Source organism: Williamsia limnetica (genome assembly GCF_003217475.1).
Classification (GTDB): Bacteria; Actinomycetota; Actinomycetes; order Mycobacteriales; family Mycobacteriaceae; genus Williamsia; species Williamsia limnetica.
The window spans coordinates 383,333-401,151 of record NZ_QJSP01000002.1; the positions used below are offsets into that span (position 1 = coordinate 383,333).

The 17,819-nt window shown below is 63.8% G+C and carries 15 protein-coding genes; 7 read left to right on the forward strand and 8 right to left on the reverse strand.

Annotation, left to right across the window (positions count from 1 at the left end):
- Positions 1-6: 6 nt before the first annotated feature.
- The 4 genes from DFR67_RS04480 to DFR67_RS04500 all read right to left on the reverse strand — a co-directional run bounded on the left by DFR67_RS04480 (position 7) and on the right by DFR67_RS04500 (position 4,424).
- Entirely contained in the window at positions 7-1,410 is a 1,404-nt protein-coding gene (locus tag DFR67_RS04480; RefSeq protein WP_110468205.1) for a sugar transferase, read from the reverse strand.
- A 247-nt stretch (positions 1,411-1,657) separates the two neighbouring features.
- Complete coding sequence (locus DFR67_RS04485; RefSeq protein WP_146240366.1) at positions 1,658-2,104, reverse strand: cupin domain-containing protein; 447 nt, start codon at positions 2,102-2,104, stop codon at positions 1,658-1,660.
- A gap of 38 nt (positions 2,105-2,142) precedes the next feature.
- Positions 2,143-2,637: a sugar transferase gene (locus tag DFR67_RS31545; RefSeq protein ID WP_110468207.1), complete on the reverse strand. Its 495-nt coding sequence runs from the start codon at positions 2,635-2,637 to the stop codon at positions 2,143-2,145.
- 524 nt (positions 2,638-3,161) lie between these two features.
- A complete protein-coding gene (locus DFR67_RS04500) occupies positions 3,162-4,424 on the reverse strand; it encodes a glycosyltransferase (RefSeq protein WP_245937719.1) in 1,263 nt (420 codons plus the stop codon).
- A gap of 179 nt (positions 4,425-4,603) precedes the next feature.
- Here DFR67_RS04500 and DFR67_RS04505 point away from each other — a divergent pair, with 179 nt between their 5' ends.
- Genes DFR67_RS04505 through DFR67_RS04535 form a run of 7 tightly spaced genes read left to right on the forward strand, consistent with a single transcriptional unit; the run spans position 4,604 to position 13,802 of the window.
- Positions 4,604-6,541, forward strand: a complete 1,938-nt coding sequence (locus DFR67_RS04505; protein ID WP_245937720.1) for a lipopolysaccharide biosynthesis protein — start codon at positions 4,604-4,606, stop codon at positions 6,539-6,541.
- Positions 6,541-7,203, forward strand: coding sequence for a YveK family protein (locus DFR67_RS04510; protein ID WP_146240367.1), 663 nt, complete (start codon positions 6,541-6,543; stop codon positions 7,201-7,203). The genes DFR67_RS04505 and DFR67_RS04510 overlap by 1 nt, the downstream gene beginning before the upstream one ends.
- Positions 7,204-7,212: 9 nt before the next feature.
- On the forward strand, positions 7,213-9,237 hold the full coding sequence (locus tag DFR67_RS04515; protein ID WP_110468211.1) for an O-antigen ligase family protein: 2,025 nt from the start codon (positions 7,213-7,215) through the stop codon (positions 9,235-9,237).
- The gene (locus tag DFR67_RS04520; protein ID WP_110468212.1) at positions 9,234-10,406 is read left to right on the forward strand and encodes a glycosyltransferase family 4 protein; all 1,173 of its coding nucleotides are present in this window, start codon (positions 9,234-9,236) and stop codon (positions 10,404-10,406) included. Before DFR67_RS04515 ends, DFR67_RS04520 begins: the two co-directional genes overlap by 4 nt.
- Entirely contained in the window at positions 10,403-11,410 is a 1,008-nt protein-coding gene (locus DFR67_RS04525; RefSeq protein ID WP_245937721.1) for a hypothetical protein, read from the forward strand. Before DFR67_RS04520 ends, DFR67_RS04525 begins: the two co-directional genes overlap by 4 nt.
- Entirely contained in the window at positions 11,407-12,552 is a 1,146-nt protein-coding gene (locus tag DFR67_RS04530) for a glycosyltransferase family 4 protein (protein ID WP_110468213.1), read from the forward strand. The genes DFR67_RS04525 and DFR67_RS04530 overlap by 4 nt, the downstream gene beginning before the upstream one ends.
- The gene (locus DFR67_RS04535; RefSeq protein WP_110468214.1) at positions 12,549-13,802 is read left to right on the forward strand and encodes a glycosyltransferase; all 1,254 of its coding nucleotides are present in this window, start codon (positions 12,549-12,551) and stop codon (positions 13,800-13,802) included. The genes DFR67_RS04530 and DFR67_RS04535 overlap by 4 nt, the downstream gene beginning before the upstream one ends.
- Here DFR67_RS04535 and DFR67_RS04540 read toward each other — a convergent pair.
- The 4 genes from DFR67_RS04540 to DFR67_RS04555 are packed head-to-tail and all read right to left on the reverse strand — an operon-like array spanning position 13,729 to position 17,808.
- Complete coding sequence (locus tag DFR67_RS04540; protein WP_110468215.1) at positions 13,729-14,187, reverse strand: holo-ACP synthase; 459 nt, start codon at positions 14,185-14,187, stop codon at positions 13,729-13,731. The genes DFR67_RS04535 and DFR67_RS04540 overlap by 74 nt on opposite strands.
- Positions 14,187-16,604, reverse strand: coding sequence for a glycoside hydrolase family 2 protein (locus DFR67_RS04545; protein WP_110468216.1), 2,418 nt, complete (start codon positions 16,602-16,604; stop codon positions 14,187-14,189). Before DFR67_RS04545 ends, DFR67_RS04540 begins: the two co-directional genes overlap by 1 nt.
- Positions 16,601-17,566, reverse strand: coding sequence for a DUF1839 family protein (locus tag DFR67_RS04550; protein ID WP_110468217.1), 966 nt, complete (start codon positions 17,564-17,566; stop codon positions 16,601-16,603). Before DFR67_RS04550 ends, DFR67_RS04545 begins: the two co-directional genes overlap by 4 nt.
- The gene (locus DFR67_RS04555) at positions 17,563-17,808 is read right to left on the reverse strand and encodes an acyl carrier protein (RefSeq protein ID WP_084890899.1); all 246 of its coding nucleotides are present in this window, start codon (positions 17,806-17,808) and stop codon (positions 17,563-17,565) included. Before DFR67_RS04555 ends, DFR67_RS04550 begins: the two co-directional genes overlap by 4 nt.
- Positions 17,809-17,819 lie beyond the last annotated feature (11 nt).

The following is a 17,819-nucleotide window of genomic DNA, read 5'->3' on the forward strand; positions in this document are numbered from 1 at the left end:
GGGGTCCTACGAGCCGGTGCCGCGGATGACGGCCCGGATGGTCAGGATGATGATCTTGATGTCGAGCCACACCGACCAGTTCTCGATGTAGAAGTTGTCGTACAGGGCGCGGTCGTCGATGCTGGTATCGCCACGAAGTCCGTGAATCGCTGCCCAGCCGGTCAAACCGACGTTGACGCGGTGGCGATCGCGGTACGACGGAACCGAGTCCTTGAACTGGTTCACGAAATGGGGACGCTCGGGACGCGGACCCACCAACGACATGTCGCCCTTCACAACATTCCATAGCTGCGGCAACTCGTCGATCGAGGTCTTGCGGATCAACTTGCCGACGAAGTTGACTCGATTGTCCTTATCGGGTCTCCAGTCCTGGTCTGACGTCGTCGGAGCCACCGGCCGCATCGAGCGGAACTTGAAAAGGGTGAACTCGTCTCCGTTCCGCCCGACTCGAACCTGGCTGAAGATTATTGGCGCGGTCCGATCTGACAGGTACACAGCCAGGGCCGTGACGCCAAGAATGGGAGACAGAGCTACCAGGGCAAGTCCGGACAGGGTGAAGTCGAAGAGCCGCTTGAAGTTCCAGAACCAGGTTCTATAGATGTGCCGACGAACTCGGATCAGCGGAACCGTATGAATCCGATCCATGTCCGAGGTGAGATGGACAAACTCGAAAAGCCTTGGAACGAGGAAAATCTCACAGTCAAGTTTGTCGCATTCGCGCAAGGCGGACACGAGAGTCGAGTCAGGGGCGTTCCGGAAGGCGACTATCACGGTGTGGATGTCTTCTGATTCGACGATCTCGCGTAACGGCCGCCCAGAAAAAACCGGGACCCGCAGGTGATCGGCGTCGTACATTGGGTCGCCGTCGACAACGGCCACCGGTTCCATGCCCAGCTCGGGGTACTCTGCGATGCTCTCGAGCAGTTCCGCGGCTACCACTCCACCGCCGACCACCACAGTCCGGCTTCGAGCCTTCAAGGATTTGCGGCGGCGACGTCGTCGGAGAGAGTAATATGCCAGTCTGACCACGAAGAGAATGACCGTCACGTACATCGACAACAACAGCACTCGCTGTACATTGGCATCGATCTCGAAAAGTGCTGTGATGGTGAACGTGGCAGCGAAACAAGCTGCTGCTAGGCGCGGTAGATCGTTGAGTGCTGACAGCGTTATCTTGGCTCGATAGTTACCGGACAGCTCGACTAATGCCACCACAATCAACGGTCCAAGAAGGATCACGATCATTGTCTCGGAAATGACGAGCAAACCGACGATGACGATCACGAAGTCGAGGATCGGCAGACCGACATCGGTGCGGCGGCGGGTCAGAAAGTACTTACGGTCGGAGACCTGGCTTTTGAAGCGGCGATTCACCGGAGCGTCGAGGCGCGAGGATGTCGAGGGCGGCATGTCTGCATTCTTTGTAGTCGCAAAGATATCGGATCTAAGACCAGCGACAGCCGGACATAGATGTTGCGGAGTCAGCGTATCGGCAAACCCCGAACGCCGCCGACTTCTGCGCCGAAACTAGGCAGATCGAAGAAGGGCACACCTCACCTGTTGGCTGTTCTCTGCTCGACCTGCTCGGCTCATGTCGTTAGATCGGAGAAACTGGTTTCGCCGTTACAACGTCGTCGCCGCGTGGCTGGAGAGGTACTCAGAGAGCAGATTTCTGATCAGGCGCGGCTGACCGGCCGGTCAACACCGCTTTCGACTGCGACAGGATGCGCCAGAACAGCCGCACGGGGCGCGGTAGCGGCGACCGCAGAATGGCGTGCTTGCGAACGTATTCGGGAACGTGCCAGGTGGTCCATTCCCCTGCCGGGAACAGTGCTGAATCATTCGGTCCGAGGGTCACCTGCTCGCCGCTCGGCATCGTCACCTGGACGGAGCCCTCAATGATATGAACCAATTCGTCGCATGTGAACTGCCAGCGAAAGGTGCCGGCGGTGCAACTCCAGACGGCCATCGTCACGGTGCCGTCAGACGATGTTGCCCAATTGCCTGAAAGCGCCTGCGGCGATCCCGCGATGATCCAATCCGGGTTGATCGGTGAACTTGACAATTCTACCGAGTCGAGGACCACGCTTCGAACAGGCTGCACGAGTATCTCCAGGTTGGTTAGCCTCGTCTACAAGGCCTTTACTGTTGCCGGAGGTGAGGGTAGCACCGCCTCGCCGAGATCGTGGAGCGGAGTGATTCGTGGTCGGAACCGGGACAGCAATATGACCTGATTGATTCGGTGAATTGATCGACGAGGTGCGGCCGTTCGGGACGTGGCCCGACCAGAGACCTTGCTCGGCGGAACACATTCCACAATCGCGGCAGTCCGTCGATGGACGTGCGTCGGGATGAAGTTCTGACTCTGTTCAACCGCACAGCGCGATCGGGATTCCCGGAGGTGTCGGATTCGTCCTCTGTCACCGGCCGAATCGAGCGGAACCTAAAAAAGGTGAACTCGGTGCCGCTTCTGTTCACCCGAATCTGGCGGAAGGTGATCGGCGCGTCACGGTCGGTCTGTGAGAGCGCTGTGGTGACAAAATCGGGATCAACAGAGCCAGGGCTCCCAGGGCACAAGAAGATCGAAGAGTCGCTTGCTATGCCAGTACCCCGTGCGATAGATGTCGCGCCGAACACGCAACAGTGGAATTGTGTGAATCCTGTCCATGTCGGCGCTCATGTGCAGCATGAACTCACGGGGATCCTCCGGCGCCTTTTGGCGAAGTAGTAGAGGGCGCGGAGAGTGAAGAAAATCGGGAGCACCTCCAAGGGAACGGCCTGCACTCGGCTGAGCCGCGGAAGAGCGTTCAGCGCTGCGAAAGTGACCTGGGCGCGATAACCACCGGAGAACTCCACAAGCAGGACGACGGCCAATGCAATTAGGAGAGCCCGTCCAAGGGGTCGAAGAAAGTGAGCGCGACGGTCAGTGTGACCAGGTCAATCGAGAGAAGCGTGGTGTCGACCCTGCGCCGCTGTCTCAGGTTGTATTTCGCGGTGACACGGCCGACAAAACCCGGCTTTCTCACGGCCGAGCGGGAACGTTCAGGGCGGTTCAGCGTTCTCGGCTCACTGGAGGGTTTCGGTGCGGCAGGTGACTGATCGGACTGTGTGTTCGGAGCGCTGCGGATGGACTGTCGCCGCGCAACTTTCTCATCCGGGGATCAAGGCAATGCGAATGCCTTGTCGTACAGCGCAAAGACCGCCTCGCGAGAATACTTCGCATCGAAGTGGTTTCGCGCGGCATCGGATATGGCGGCGTTGTGAGCAGGCGACGTGAGGTCGAGCAGATGCGTCATGAACTCGCTCGCCGAGTCGGCGACCAGAACACCGTGCTGCGGGCCGGAGGAGATACCGTCGGCACCGATGGCCGTCGATACCACCGGGATTCCACGACCGAGCGCCTCGATCACCTTGAGTTTGATTCCAGATCCGAATCGCAACGGATTGATCATCGCTGCGGCGCGGGTCAGAACTGCGGACAGATCCGGGGCGAATCCCTCTAGTAATACGGTGCCGGGGTGCTGCTGGACCGCCGCGATCAAGCCGGGCAGCGGGTCGCGTCCGAATATTCTGAGTTTGGCGTCGGGGCGCTCGGCGAGCAGTTTCGGCCAGGTCAGGTTGATGAAGGTGCGCAGACCGTCATCGTTGTGCGGCAATGAGAGAAGACCGAGGAACACGAACTCGGGTGCACCCTGGTAGTCCCGGTTCGTTCGGATCGGGGTGCTGATCAGCGGCGGGATCGACTGCGTCTGATTCTTGCCGACACCGGCTCGTCGACGCAGCAGGTCCGCCTCGTGCGAGTTGACGAGCAGACTTCTGCGAAAGCGACGGGCAACCCGGTCTTCGCTGCGCTCGACGAGGCGGCGTTCGGCGCGAAGCAGGGCACGCTGACCTATCTTGCTCTCCGCAATGGGCCGCAGGGCTCGCGGTACGTGCTCAGCGAAGTTGCCCAGGGGTTGTATATCTACGTCGGAATACTTGTCGGCTGCCCGCAGCATCGCCAGGTACCGTTCAGAGAAGAGGTCGTCGAGGTAGCAGATCTGCTTGTGGACACCGGCGTCCGAGGCGTATTGCGCGGTGCGGACGGTGTCGAAGATCTCGAGGTCCGGTTCTAGGTGCGCAAGGACGCGGGTGATTTCTTCGCCGGTCTGTTTCGATCGCAACAGCGACTCCTGCAGGCTTGCGCGCCCAGATCCTGCGCCACGCATCACATTCCCCAGGGCCGCGCGGGCACGTGGTTTCGGAATCGCGTGGAGCGGGACCGGGAAGTCGGTAGCAGCGTCGCCACCGATGAGGAGGTAGTGCACGTTTTCCGTGCCGAGTCGTTCGCTGAAGTAGTCGATCAGGCCCGAGAGTACAACTTTCTTGCCCGCATCGATCGGATACGGACGTACAGCACTGATCAGCCCGACTGTTTCCGCCAATTCACCCTCCATTGTCGCAGCGCTGACGCGGTCGTACTGTATCGCGAACTCAACAGGTAAAGCAGGAGTCGTTGAATCCGTCACTATTCCTGGTTCGGCGAGATGCAACGACTACAGTTGCAGTGTTCTGTCTTCGGGGGATGGGACGTAATGTCCAGAATGCGCATTCGGCGTCGGGAATGAAGAAAGTGAAGCTTCACATGCACGCCCTTCGTCGCAGGCCCGTCGTCGAGCCGATCTGGCCGGATTCCGATCCCGTCACGATTCCTGAATCCCCAGCCTATTCAGGGTCATTGTGGGCGGCGCAGACCGACGTTCTGGAGCGGATCGACATCACATCGTCTCGGTGGGATTTACCCACCGATGTTTTTGATCGTGTCGAGGAATCCACGCCGGCCACGGGAAAACAAGTGGCCTGGAATTACCTGGTTTTCGCGCTCAGTAAGAGCTCCACCCTGATCATGACGATCATTTTGGCACGTCTGTTGGACCCGGTGGAGTTCGGCTTATTCGCTTTCGCGCTGCTCGTAGTCAATTTCTTCGATTTTGTCAAAGATCTCGGCGTGGGTGCCTCGCTCGTCCAGAGTCGGCGAAGTTGGGCCCGTATCGCGCCGACCGGGTTGACGCTGTCGGTCGTGTTCGGTGTCTTGATCGGTGGTGCGCTGGCGGCGTCCGCGGGGCTGACCTCGCGTCTCGTCGGGCATCCAGATCTGGAACCATTGATCCAGGTGCTTGCCATCGGCCTGACCATTTCGGCTCTCAGTGTGGTGCCGATGGCGTCGCTGCGGCGGAAGATCGATTTCAAGGGCCGGATATTTCCCGAGTTCGTCGGCGCACTCTTGAAGACCGTCCTCACCGTCGGGCTGGCGGTGGGCGGGCTGGGGGTGTGGAGCCTGATCTGGGGACAGCTCCTCGGCGTGACAGTGACCATGTTGCTCTACTGGAGGGTCGCCGGGGCATCGCTCCAATTCGGTTACGACGGCGAGACGGCACGTGCTCTGCTGAAGTTCGGCCTACCGGTCACCGCCGTGACACTGCTGGCATTCGGGATCTACAATATTGACTACCTCGCCGTCGGAACGCGGCTCGGTGACGCCGAGCTGGGTCTGTACACACTCGCTTACCGGGTGCCGGAACTGCTTGTCCTGAGTCTCTGCGGGGTCATCAGCGAGGTCCTGTTCAGCTCACTCTCCCGTCTGCAACACGATCTGCCCTCCCTCGGCAAGCACTACTTGCAGACGCTCGGTGTGGTGGTCGCGCTGACCGCACCGATCGGCATCGGACTCGCAGTCGGGGCCGATGCCCTGATCGCGACGATGTACGGCCCCAATTACGCGGCCGCGGGACCCATGCTCGCGGTGCTCGCCCTGTACGCAGTGATTTACTCCGCCTCGTTTCATTCTGGCGATGTCTACAAAGCCATCGGCAGACCCAGCGTCTTGACGGCGATCAATGCCGGCAAGTTCGCGGCACTCATCGTCCCGATCTGGTGGGCCGCAGGCCACAGCGCAGTCATGGTGGCGGTGGTGTTGCTCGGTGTCGAGCTCGTGCATTTCGCGGTGCGAATGCGGGTCGTCCACCGCGTGCTGACGTTGTCCTGGTCGGAGCTGCTGGTCACCATCGCCCGACCGCTCTCGGCCGCTGTGGTGATGGGTGTCGTGCTACTGGGTGTGAACCACCTCTGCCGAAACTTGCCAGCCCCTGTGCTTCTCGTCGTGCTGGCGCTGCTCGGGCTTGTCGTCTACATCGTCGTGGTCCGGTTCACCGCCCCGGAGATGTTTGCGATGGTGTCGGGGCCAGTTCTTCGTAAGCTCGGCCGGGGACCCGCAGACCTGAAGCCCGCAGACCTGAAGCCCGCAGACCCTGACCCGGCCCTGGTGCCTGCGTCCTCGGCCGCAGCCACCGTCGGTGGCTCTGGTGGTCGGCACCGCGACGGACCCGGTCACCGCCCCGTGGTCCCGGCGGGCGCGACCGGTGGCGGCGGCCGGCATCGGGCCGCGCCCGTTTCGCAGCCGCAACCATCTTTGATGTCTAATTCACGAGAACTGCGGCCATCGGCCGTGTCGGATTCTCGAGGTCGGCACCGCCACGTGTCGCAAACCGGAGGAAATAAATGATGAAAACCCTGCGCGGCTCTGCCCGAAAGGTCGCGGCGCTCGGCGCTCTTGTCGGCCTGCTCCTCGGGATCATTGCCGCCCTAGTTTTCTCGGCCGTGCAGTCGCCGAGCTACGAGGCGAAAGCTGTCGTGGTGATGATGCCGGCACCGGGTGTCCCGGTGGCGGAGACGTCCTACTATTGGGAAATCCTGAGCCGCGGGCAGGTTACACGCACGGCCGCCATAGTGCTGGCCGACCACAACTGGCTTGACGATGCGGCGCAGGCAGCCGGGGTTCCCGAGAGTGATCTCACCCTGACCGCCGGTGCCGTCGCCGACACCACGCTGATCGAACTGACGATGAGCGCTGGTTCGGCCGATGCAGCGGAGAAGTCGCTGGCGAAACTGATCGAGGTCGCTTCGCCCGACGCCGCGAAGATCTCCGGGCCGTTTGTGCTCAAGGTGATCTCAGCTCCCGAGGGTAGCGCCGAGGAATCGGGGATCTCGGGTTCTCAACTGGTTCCCGTGGCGGCGATCGCCGGACTGGTTCTGGGGGCGGGCATCGCGCTGCTCGTCACCCGCATCGGCGGCGCTGGGACGGCAGCGCCACAGCCACCCGCCGAGCCTGTGATGGAGCCGGTGCTGGACGGTCGGGATGACGTGTCGCAGAAATCGTCCGAGTAGAAATCCGCGATGACAACGAAGATCAGAACGGCCGAGGAGCGCAGCGCCAGAGCCGGGCCGGCTCTCACGGCCAACGACCTTGCCTTGTTCCTGGTCGGAACCGGGCTGGCGCTGATCGCTGCGATCACACAACTCGGGCCCCGGATTTTGCTGCTGCTGATCGTGCCCGTGGGTGTGGCGCTCGGTGTGTACGCGATGCGCCGTCCACTGGTCACACTTCTGCTGCTCGTCGTCGCGGAGGCCTTGAACCTGGCAGGTGTTGTCGCCCTACATGTCTCGTTGCCGGTGTTTCCGGCGTCGCTGGCGCTCGGGCTGTTGACGATCGCCCTTGCCCTGCGGGATCCCGGTATGCGGGCACGACTGAATCGCTGGACGGTCGTCTTCGCCGGCCTGGTTTGCGTGTACCTGGCGACGCAGGCCGTTGCGATCATGGGCAGCGTGGAACTGCAGGAGTCCATCTGGACGATCAGGCGGATACTGCTCGACTGCGTGTTCTTGATGATCGTCTTCGTGCTGGCTCAGTTCACTGCGCGGCCGTGGACGGTTGCCGTCGCCATCGTCGTTCCCCTGGCGGTGTTGTCACTGCTTGCTCTGGTGAACGAGCTCGTCTTCGCCGGCGGTTCATCTTTCTTCGGCTTCTCGACGGTCACGGAAGCCTCGGGCGAACTGACCACCACTCTCCGATACGGTGGCCCACTTCCTGATTCGAACTTCTGGGGCCGGAATCTGGTCATGGGGCTGCCCCTGGCGTGTGCTCTGATCCACCGGTCCGTCCGCTCGAGAGACATCCGTGCTGTCACGCTGTGGGGCGCGTCTGTGCTTGCGCTCCTCGCCGGCATCTATCTCACCCAGTCCCGGGGCACCTTCGTCGCGGCAGCGGCGGGGCTCGTCGTCTGGATCGTGTTGAGCGGCCCAGCAGTCCGGAAGTGGAGTTTGCTCGCGTTTCCGCTGGTGGGGGTGATGTTTGTCGTCCCTGGCATCGGCAACCGACTCACCGCGCTCTACGACGACGTCTTCGGGGAGAACGTTGACTACGGAATCGATCCTTCGATCCTCGGCCGCAAAGCAGCCCAACAGATCGCATGGGCGATGTTTGACGATCGGCCGATCTACGGCTTCGGGCCAGGCACTTACTACACACAGGTTCCGGAATACGCGGGGACCGTTCAGACCGCGGTGGTTCACCCCACCGACGCCCCCCACAATCTCTATGCCCAGCTCGCGGCGGAATCGGGCATCGTCGGGCTGACCGGATGGCTGGTGATGGTCGTCGGGATCGTCGGTCTGCTCGCCCTGCGGCTGTATTCGAATCCGTCGGTGCGCGACCGTGTTCTGATGGCTGCTGCAGTGGCGGCCGTTGCCGCATGGTCGGTGGCGAGCATCTTCCTGCACCTCGCCTATTTCCGGTCGTTCGCGCTGGTCCTCGCGCTTGCCGGCGCGATGGGCGCGACCGGGGGACCGTTCGCGGCCGAGGCCACGCGAGGATTCGCTCGTGGCGTCGCCGTGACGATCACCGCGGCGGTCGCCGGTGTGCTGGCCGCGGGAGCCGTACTGTGGTCCACGACAACCACCGAGACCACGGCGACCCAGGAGCTCATGTTGCTTCCGCCGGGAACTTCAACGGACGACGGGTATGGCTATGCGCTCGACATCCGTTCGCGCTCACCTGTGCTGCCGACCTATGCGGCGATCATGAGATCGGCCGAGCACTCGGCGACGGTCACTGCCGACCCTGTTCGCGGGGTGGTGACAATCAGTCGTACGGACCCGGACGCCGCCACCGCGCGCGAGGAACTGCGAGCCGATGTAGACCTCGCGCTCGAACGGATCCGAGAGGTCGGCGCGGACAGCGACTACTCGATCGTCGACGTCGGTCAGCGGATGACCAGCGAACCAACCCATTCCGGGGCGGCCACATCAGTCGCGGTGCTGATCGGTGCGGCGGTTGCAGTCGGCGTCGGGTTGACGATTCGCAGATTAGCGGGCGAGTCTGCTGGCGTCCGCCGGCGCGCCAGGGCGGGGACTGCACCATGACCCGACCCATCGTCCTGGTCGAGTTCTCACCGTCAGGCGGTCTCTTTCAGTTCGCCGTGCAGCTGGGCCAGGCTCTCGCCCGCCGGGGTGAGCGCGTCATCCTTCTCACTGGTCCGAACCCCGAGTTCACCTCGAGCCAGCCCGGCTTCACCATCAAGTCGTCGCTGCCGACGTGGCATCCCGCCGACACCGAGGTGCTATCGAAGCCGCTGCGACTTGCAAGGCGCGGCCTACGGGCCGGGCAGCTGATGGTGGCCTGGCTCGTCCTCGCAGCGGTGTTGCTACGCATCCGCCCCCGCGCGGTGCTCTGGTCGCATTGGCGATTCACCTTTGAACCCATGTTCGTGGTGCTCATCACCCACCTGGTCCGTAAGTCGACTTTTGGAATCGTTGCGCACGAACCACTTCCGCGATCAGACGCCCGCGACACGAGCACACCCAAGTCGGGCCGGCTGGTGGACGCGGCCTTCGCTGCGGCCTGGCGGCGCATGGACGTGGCATTCGTGCTCGGGCCTCGTACCCGGGAAGTGGTGCTCGAGCACTTCGAACCCGGCGGCGAGGTGGTCGTCATCCCGCACGGAGACGAAGGTCTACTGGTGACCAACGATGACGCTGTGGCCGTGTCCGACACGGGTCCGGTGGCGCTCTTCTTCGGAACGTGGACGACGTACAAGGGCATCGACGTCCTGCTCGACGCGTTCGCTCTGGTGCGCAGGCAATTGCCCGCCGCCGAACTCGTACTCGCCGGGGCGGTCGGTGCCGATGTCGATCATGCGAGTCTGTTGCGCCGGGCCGCGGAGATCGGGAATGTCGACGCCAGAGCAGGTTACGTCGCACATACCGATGTCGCGGGCATCGTGCAGTCGGCGCGGGTGGTGGTGACGCCGTACGTCCGGGCGAGTCAGAGCGGAGTCGCCCACCTCGCGTTCACTTTCGGTAGGCCGGTCATCGCATCTGCGGTGGGGGACCTGCCGGACGTCGTCCGAGATGGGGAAACAGGCCTGTTGGTGCCTGCGGGCGATGCAGCCGCACTCGCCGCGGCGATGGTCACGCTGCTCACGGATCCAGACCTCGCGGAGCGTCTGGGTTGCACCGGACGATCATTTTTGACCGAATCGTGGTCTGTGGCGGCCGACCGGATCGTATTGTCACTGGAGGGGGCGTCATGACCAACCCGGAGGCAGACATGGGCAAACACGCAGTGCAGAAGACCTGGTGGTTCGGGCTCCATCCCAAATGGCACGTCGCGCTGATAATGACGGTGGTCGCGGCAGTGGCCATCGCAACAGGAGCCTTCATCTTCCGAAGTCAAACCACCTCTGCCGGAGCAACGCTCGCCAATCCCTTTGCGACCAACAGTCCGTTCAACACAACCATTGCCGGCAACGCCCAGATCGATCCGGTGAGCCAAGCAATGATTGCGCGTGCCACGAGGGACGGCCAGGTGTATGCGTCGACCGTCGAGTTCGGTATCCCGATATACGGTGCAGACCGACGCACACCGCGCTATACGGTGAACTGCACGATCACCTACTGGGGTCCATGTCCTTTCGCGGGCAAGCAGGTTCCCATCCCGAACGGAGCCAGACCCCACAGCGGCAGCGATGGCGCGATGGTCGTCGTCGATCAGGGCGCCAACAGGATCTACGAGTTCTGGCAGGCCCGCAACTCCGGCGGAAAGTGGACGGCATCCTTCGGGGCCGTCAATCCGCTGGACGGATCGGGCTGGGGTGGCGCGAGCACCGGTTCGGGCGCGTCGCGGCTCGGCGGTGTCGTCCGGATCGCAGAGATCGAACGAGGATCGATCCAGCACGCGCTTGTCGTGCAGAGCGACAACATCTGTGCTGGAATCTTCCGCAGTCCGGCGATCAAGACGGACGGGAATTCTACGCGTTCTGACTGCCTGCCAGAAGGTGCGCGCCTCCGCCTGGATCCGACACTTGATCTCAGCACTCTCCAACTGACTTCCGGCGAACGAACAGTCGCCAGAGCGTTGCAACAATACGGCGCCTTTGTCATCGACATAGGTGGATCGCCACTCAGTATGAGTTTCGAACTCGACACCCGGGCCCCGGCAGGATCGATCGGCCAGGTTTACGAAAGGGCAGGATTCAGGTGGGACTACGACGGAATGTCGGCGATTCCGTGGAAACGGTTACAAGTCATCAGATGACACGACCGCTCCGGGTACTGTTGCTGATCGATGCCTTTCGGATGGGCGGCGCCGAGACATTACTGGCGCCGCTCGCCGTGGCGTTCCGGGACAGCAATGTCGAGATGGAGTTCGTCAGCGTGCTCGACGCCTCGGCGGACGCTGTGAAGACGAACGAGATCTTGACCGAGGCCGGAGTGGCCACCCGGGCGCTCGGCATCAAACGGTTGCTCGACCCCACCGCAATTCCCAAGGTGGTGCGGGAGATCCGCCGCGCGGACTTCGATGTCGTGCACGCACACCTGGAGATGGCGACGACGCTCGCCGTTCCCGCTGCCGCCATCGCCGGCCGTTCCGCGGTCTGCACTTTCCATCACGTCGCTCGTCCGCTGACCGGTCGCGAGGGCGCGCGTGAGCGTCTCGCCGTGGCCGCTGCCGGCCACGCCTACCGGGCGCTGTTCGTCTCGCAGGCTTCTCGCGACTCGTTTCAGGAGATCTACCGTCCGAAAGGCCTGCCGGGCAATTGGGGCGTGATGCACAACGGGATCGACATCGGGAACTTTGTACCCGGGCCGGTAGATGCGGAGGTCCGCACGGAACTGGGCGGTACCGGGGGGCCACTGGTCGTTCTGCCCGCGGCATTCCGGGATTTCAAGGGTATTCCCAACGCGATCCGCGCTTGGCCACTCGTCCTCGAGCGCTTCCCGGACGCTGTTCTCTCGCTCGTGGGTGGTGGATCCGCCGAAGCAGAATTGCGGGCAGAGGTTTCCGCCGCCGGGGTCGGGCGGAACGTGGTGTTCGCCGGGATCCGGTCGGACATGCCGAAGGTCTACCGCGCGGCCGACATCGTGCTGCTGCCGTCGATACACGGCGAGAACCTGCCGACCGTGCTGATCGAGGCCGCCGCGTCGGGCCGGGTCGTGGCGGCGTCTCGCACCGGGGGCATCTCCGACATTGTCGTACACGGTGAGACCGGGATGCTGTTCGAACCGAACAATCCACGGGCTCTGGCCGATACGGTCATCGGGTTGCTCGCCGACCCAGGGCGTTGCCGAACGCTCGGAGAGGCGGCGGTCATCCGGGCGCGCTCCGAGTTCTCGGCGTCGTCCTGGGCGGAGCGGTTGTACGCCCTGTACGCCGAGGCCGCAGGCAAGAAGCGGTGAGCGCGGCCCCGGTACAGATCGTGTACCTGGTGTCGCGATTTCCTCGTACCTCAGAGACTTTCATCGTTCGTGAGGTGGATGGGCTGTCGCGCCTGGGTCGCTTCGACATTTCCCTGCGGTCGCTTTTTCCCTCTCCGGATACCGCCGTGCACGAGGTGTCCCGGCGGTGGACAGACCGGGTCCGGCGCCCCTCAGGGGGCGATGCCCTGTTCGCGTTCGGTTGGGCGCTCGGCCGCCATCCGCTGGCGCTGATGACGGTCCTGGCACTGGTCGTCGCCGGTCACCGCCGATCTCCGCGGCTGCTTCCGCGAGCCCTGGTGACGGTCGTCCTCGCCTGCGCGCATGCGAGAGATATCGGGCGAACGACTCCGAACGCTCATATCCACGCGCACTACGCCACCTATCCGGCTCTGGCAGCCTGGGTCTGTCACCGACTGATCGGCGTCACCTATAGCTTCACCGCTCATGCGCATGACCTGTATGTCGATCAGTCCATGCTTTCTCGCAAGATGGCCGAGGCGACGTTCGTGGTGACCATCTCGGAGTACAACCGGCGATTGCTGAATCGGCGAACCGACGCAGAAACCGCTGTGCACGTGGTGCATTGCGGAATCGAGACCTCCAATTACCCGTTCCGTCCCCGAGAGCCGGCCGCGGCGGGGCCCGTGAGAGTTCTCTGCGTGGCATCTCTGCAGGAATACAAGGGGCACGAGATTCTGCTGCGGGCGCTGGCAGCCGGTGGAACGGGTGTCGATCGCATCGAACTCGACCTGATCGGCGACGGGCCGCTCCGTGAGCCCCTCACCGAACTCGCCCGCGAACTCGGTCTCGGGGAACGGATTCAATTCCTCGGTGCTCGCACCGAGGTCTTTGTCGCGGAGAAGCTCGCGTCCACCGATGTGTTCGTGCTGCCGAGCGTCGTGGCCGCGGACGGCCAGATGGAGGGGCTCCCGGTCGCGCTGATGGAGGCGTTGGCATCAGGAGTGCCCACGGTGTCGACGTCGCTGTCCGGCATCCCGGAGATCATCGTGGACGAGGTGACCGGGGCGCTTGCCCGGCCCGGCGATGTCGACGATCTGCGGCGGGCGCTCGAAGTCACCATCGCCAGGGGTGGCGAGGTGACCCAATTGGCGGATGCAGGCAGAGAATTGGTTCAGCGTGAGTTCGAGTTGGCGGTCACCCTGGGTGAGCTGGCGGCGCTGTTCGACCACTACCTCGGGGCCGATCAGGCTCGTCGACCGAAACGATGATCACCGCCATCGCGTGACAAGCGGTGTGTGACAACGACAATTGCCCGAACTGCCAGCCCAACGCCCGGGCTCGCGCCGCGACAGAACCTGCCAAATTCACGAACGGCACACCACGGCGCAAGACCACCTCGATCTCGCGCGGGGGTGTTGCCATCTCGGGGTCGGCGAATGTCTTGACAACCGCTTCCATCGCCGCGAACCGTGCAGCCATGCGTTCGATACTGCCGGCGCAGTCCTGGAGTTCGTTCTCGGTGAAGACACGGTGCAGAAAGCGTGAACCGAACGCCGTTACGGAGTCACGGATGTCGGAAATGGCCACCACATCGCAACCGATGCGGGTGCCGGGCGGCGGTGCGAGCGACAGGTGCGCGTCGGCGGGGATCATCACGACTCACGTTCTTGATCGTCCACCACAACGCGGATGGGCAGGTGATGGTCGATTGAAGTCACTGTGCCCGAGGGCTGTTCGCGGGCACCATCGTGTGGAACCAGCCGGACCACGTACGCCGACCCTCCGGCAAGATGGAAGAAGTTGTCGGATGGCCGCCAGCCCGCCAGGGCGATCTGCACATAGCGCAGGCACACCGATGTCTGTAGCGTCAGATACCAGTCTCCCGCGACCTGATTCGCGGTGGCGGTGAGGTCGCTACGGGCCTGCTCCGGCCTCGGCGTCACGATCAAGACGTCGCGCGCCACGACGGCGCCATCCATGCGGAGGGAGACCTCGACGGCATCGGCGACCGCCGCCCCGAAGCCGTAGGCGTGGGCCAGATCGGTGAATCGACCTGTCAGATCAGCGTCGTGGAACGTGACCGACGAGTGCGGCTCGACGACCACGGCAGTGTCGGCGTCGGCGACGCGGTGTCCCGATGAGTTGGTCGCGATCAACGCGAGCGTGCCCGCCAATGGAGTCGGGCCGTCGTTGTAGACGTCGATGCGTACACCCGACAGGCCCTCGGATGTCGCGGTCACAGCGATGGGGGCCCACACCCTGGACAGTGCATCGAGTGGGGCCTTCGGATCGCCGTCCACGTCGAGTAGACCCCACCCGGGTCCCGGGCGTAGATCCCGGGCCGAGAGCACCAACGCCCCGTCGCAGCGTGAGTCCTCCCTCCGCCAACAGGAATAGCAAGCGACCATTGCCTCGGCGATGGCCGCGCGACCGAGCTGCAGATAGCGGTCGGGGGCGAGCCTGCGAACCAGAAAAGGATTGACCGCGAAGACTTCAGACACGTAATGGTCGCGAACGTCCTCGAAATCCCAGGAGGATCCGCGGTCTCTGGGGACCCCGGTCTTCCAGTCGGGCGCATGCCCGGCCACCCGCGCGCCGGAGAAATGGCGGTCGACGGCAGCCGGCGATGGCGGAATCGCAAACGCCAGGCACTCCGCAGCGAACCGGACGCCCGCACGTTGCACGTCGGGTAACGGACGAAGGTATCCGCCGACCCCGAACCAGTGACTAACACCGGAATCCGGCCTGATCGCCAGGTCATCGGATCCGACGGGAGCCGAGGGGCTGGCAGGAACGTAGGGTACGTCTGCCTCGACGGCCACCACCGTCGGCAAGATGGTGTGCAACAGTTCGATCCGCCGTTGCGCAGGGTCAAGACCGAGCATCTCGGGTTGTTGGATCGTCTCGTTTCCGCCGCTGACCACTGCGAGTGCAGGGTTTCCCGACACCGTTCGCAGTACGTCCTGTAGTTCTTTGACGAGGAGGTCGCAGACCTCCTCCGGGGGATCGAACGTCGCTTGCATCACGTCCTGCCACACCAGGATTCCGTGTTCGGCGCACAGCGCCCACAGCTCGGGACCGGCGTACGTGGTGCCCCCGGGAATACGAATCATGTTCGCGCCCGCGTCAGCGAGGTGTCCCAGTTGCCTGCGCAGAGAATCGGTCGCCTGGGAGTCTGCGTCCTGAACCGGGTCCATCCAGACAGCGCCGCGGGCGAAGATCGCCACGTCGTTGACACGGATGCCGAAGCCGCCGTCGGAGGTGGTGGCCGTGACGGTGCGAAAGCCGAAGATGCGCTGATCAATTGCTGTCTCGTCCACCAGGGTGGTCACCGTGTACAGCGATTGATCGCCGTAGCCGCGTGGCCACCACAGGTGTGGGTCGGGCACCGTCGCAGCGACGCGGTAGCGCCCGGTCGCATCGGTGTGAACCGACGCCCGGGCGACCTCACGAGCTCGGTACGAGATGGCCACTGTCACCGGAGTGTCGGGGGATACCACGCCGGCGATGTCGACCCGCCCGCTCGCTGCCACGGGGCGTACGACGATTTCCCGGGGCGCTGACTCGGGTACGAAACGCACTGGGCGCCAGAACCCGACCGGAGCTGGTGGTCCCTGGTAGATGGGTGCCCGCCCGATCAGGGAGGTGCGCACCCACCGCATGCCCTGCGCCGCAATGAGCGATGAGCGCCAGCGGCCGCGGGGTCGACGTTTCGCGAGAGCCCGGTCGAGCGAAGGGAGGTGGACCGACAGCTGATGCCGACCGGCGGGAACGTGGACCAACACTGGCAGGAACATCGACTCCACCGCGGCGACGGGTTGACCGTCGATGAACACCGTGGCGGGCGCGGTCACGCCCTCGAACGCGATGGTCCGGGGGGCCGACGACGAAAGAGAGGTCTGAAACCACCAGTCCAGCGCGTCGATTGCCTCCGCAGAGTCCCGTATCGCCCCAACGGTGGTGGCCTCGCCGATCTGTACCGCGTCGTCCCACCGTGCGCCGAGTTCGCCGGGCGTCGCCGCGGCACCGGGCTCGGTGCCGACGAGCCGCCAACCGGAGACGCTCGTCATACCGCCACGGACTCGGCCACGATGTCGACACCACGCGTCCAGGCCCGGCCCATCGCCGTGAGCAGGTCGTCGACCTCGACAGTCCGGCCGCGGGCGGCTCGAGCCATCTTGAATTGAACGGCTTTCGCTCCTCGGGCGACGTCGAGGAAACACGGTGCTGCCTCCGCCGCCCCCGGTGCCAGATCGGCGCCAAGATGGGAACTGAGGTCGGCGGCTAGCTCGGCGGTCGCGCCGCATTGTCGAAGCGTCGCAAATGCCCACAGGTGGAAGGTCTCCATCCCGGCGTCCGGCAGCCAGCCGACCGCGGAGCGGACGTCGCCCGCAAGCCGATCGATCGGATTACCCGGAGCGCGCCGGGAGAGGTGTTCTCGGACAATTGGCAACAACACATCGGGCTCCTGCCGATCGGGAAACCAGCGGATCTGCTCGACGTAGGGCAACAGCCCGGACCGCGGACTGTCGCCCAGGCCGAAGATGCCCGCGAAGTCGTCACCGGCAAGAGAGTGGGTCCCGGAGTTGTGGATATAGGTCAGCTGTCGCTGCTCTCGGTCGAACCGCACCGGCACGATGGTCGTTTTGACGTGGTTGTGGTGATAATCGGTGCCCGCGGTGTCCGGGAGCCACCAGCTGTCGACCTCGACGGTGTGCAGCAACTGCCGTGCCGGACCGCTTTCCACTGTGTCCACCAACGGCATCCAGACGTTCTCCTCGGTGACCTCCAGGCCGTACAAACGGCGGAGATCCTCCTGGGTCACCTTCAGAAAGGTCCACTGGCCGCCGTCGTGGTCGGCGGAGAGGGCGCAGGCGAACGCAGGAACCGGGTCACGGCCGAGGGCGTGGAGCAGCTCGACCCAGAGATCGATGTAGCAGTTGGTCTCCGGCCAGATGCGGTCTCCGTCATGGACCGGATGCGGGCGGGGGCCGTCGGCCGAGATGACCAGAGGCGCGGCGCCGGTGTTCACGCAACACCGTCCAGGAGTTTGTTCACCACCGTTGCAAGACTCTGGACGGAGGAAAAGGTGGCCTTTTTGAGGTCCTCGTCGGGAAACTCGACATCGAACTCGTCTTCGAGAGCAAGCATCACATTGACGCTGGCGTGCGATGTCAATCCCAATTCGTACAAATCGGCCTCGGAGGTGACCGATTGTGGGTCGACCGACAACCGGCCATGGTTCGCAAGAACTTCGCGAATACGCTCTTCCACTGCAGTCCCTC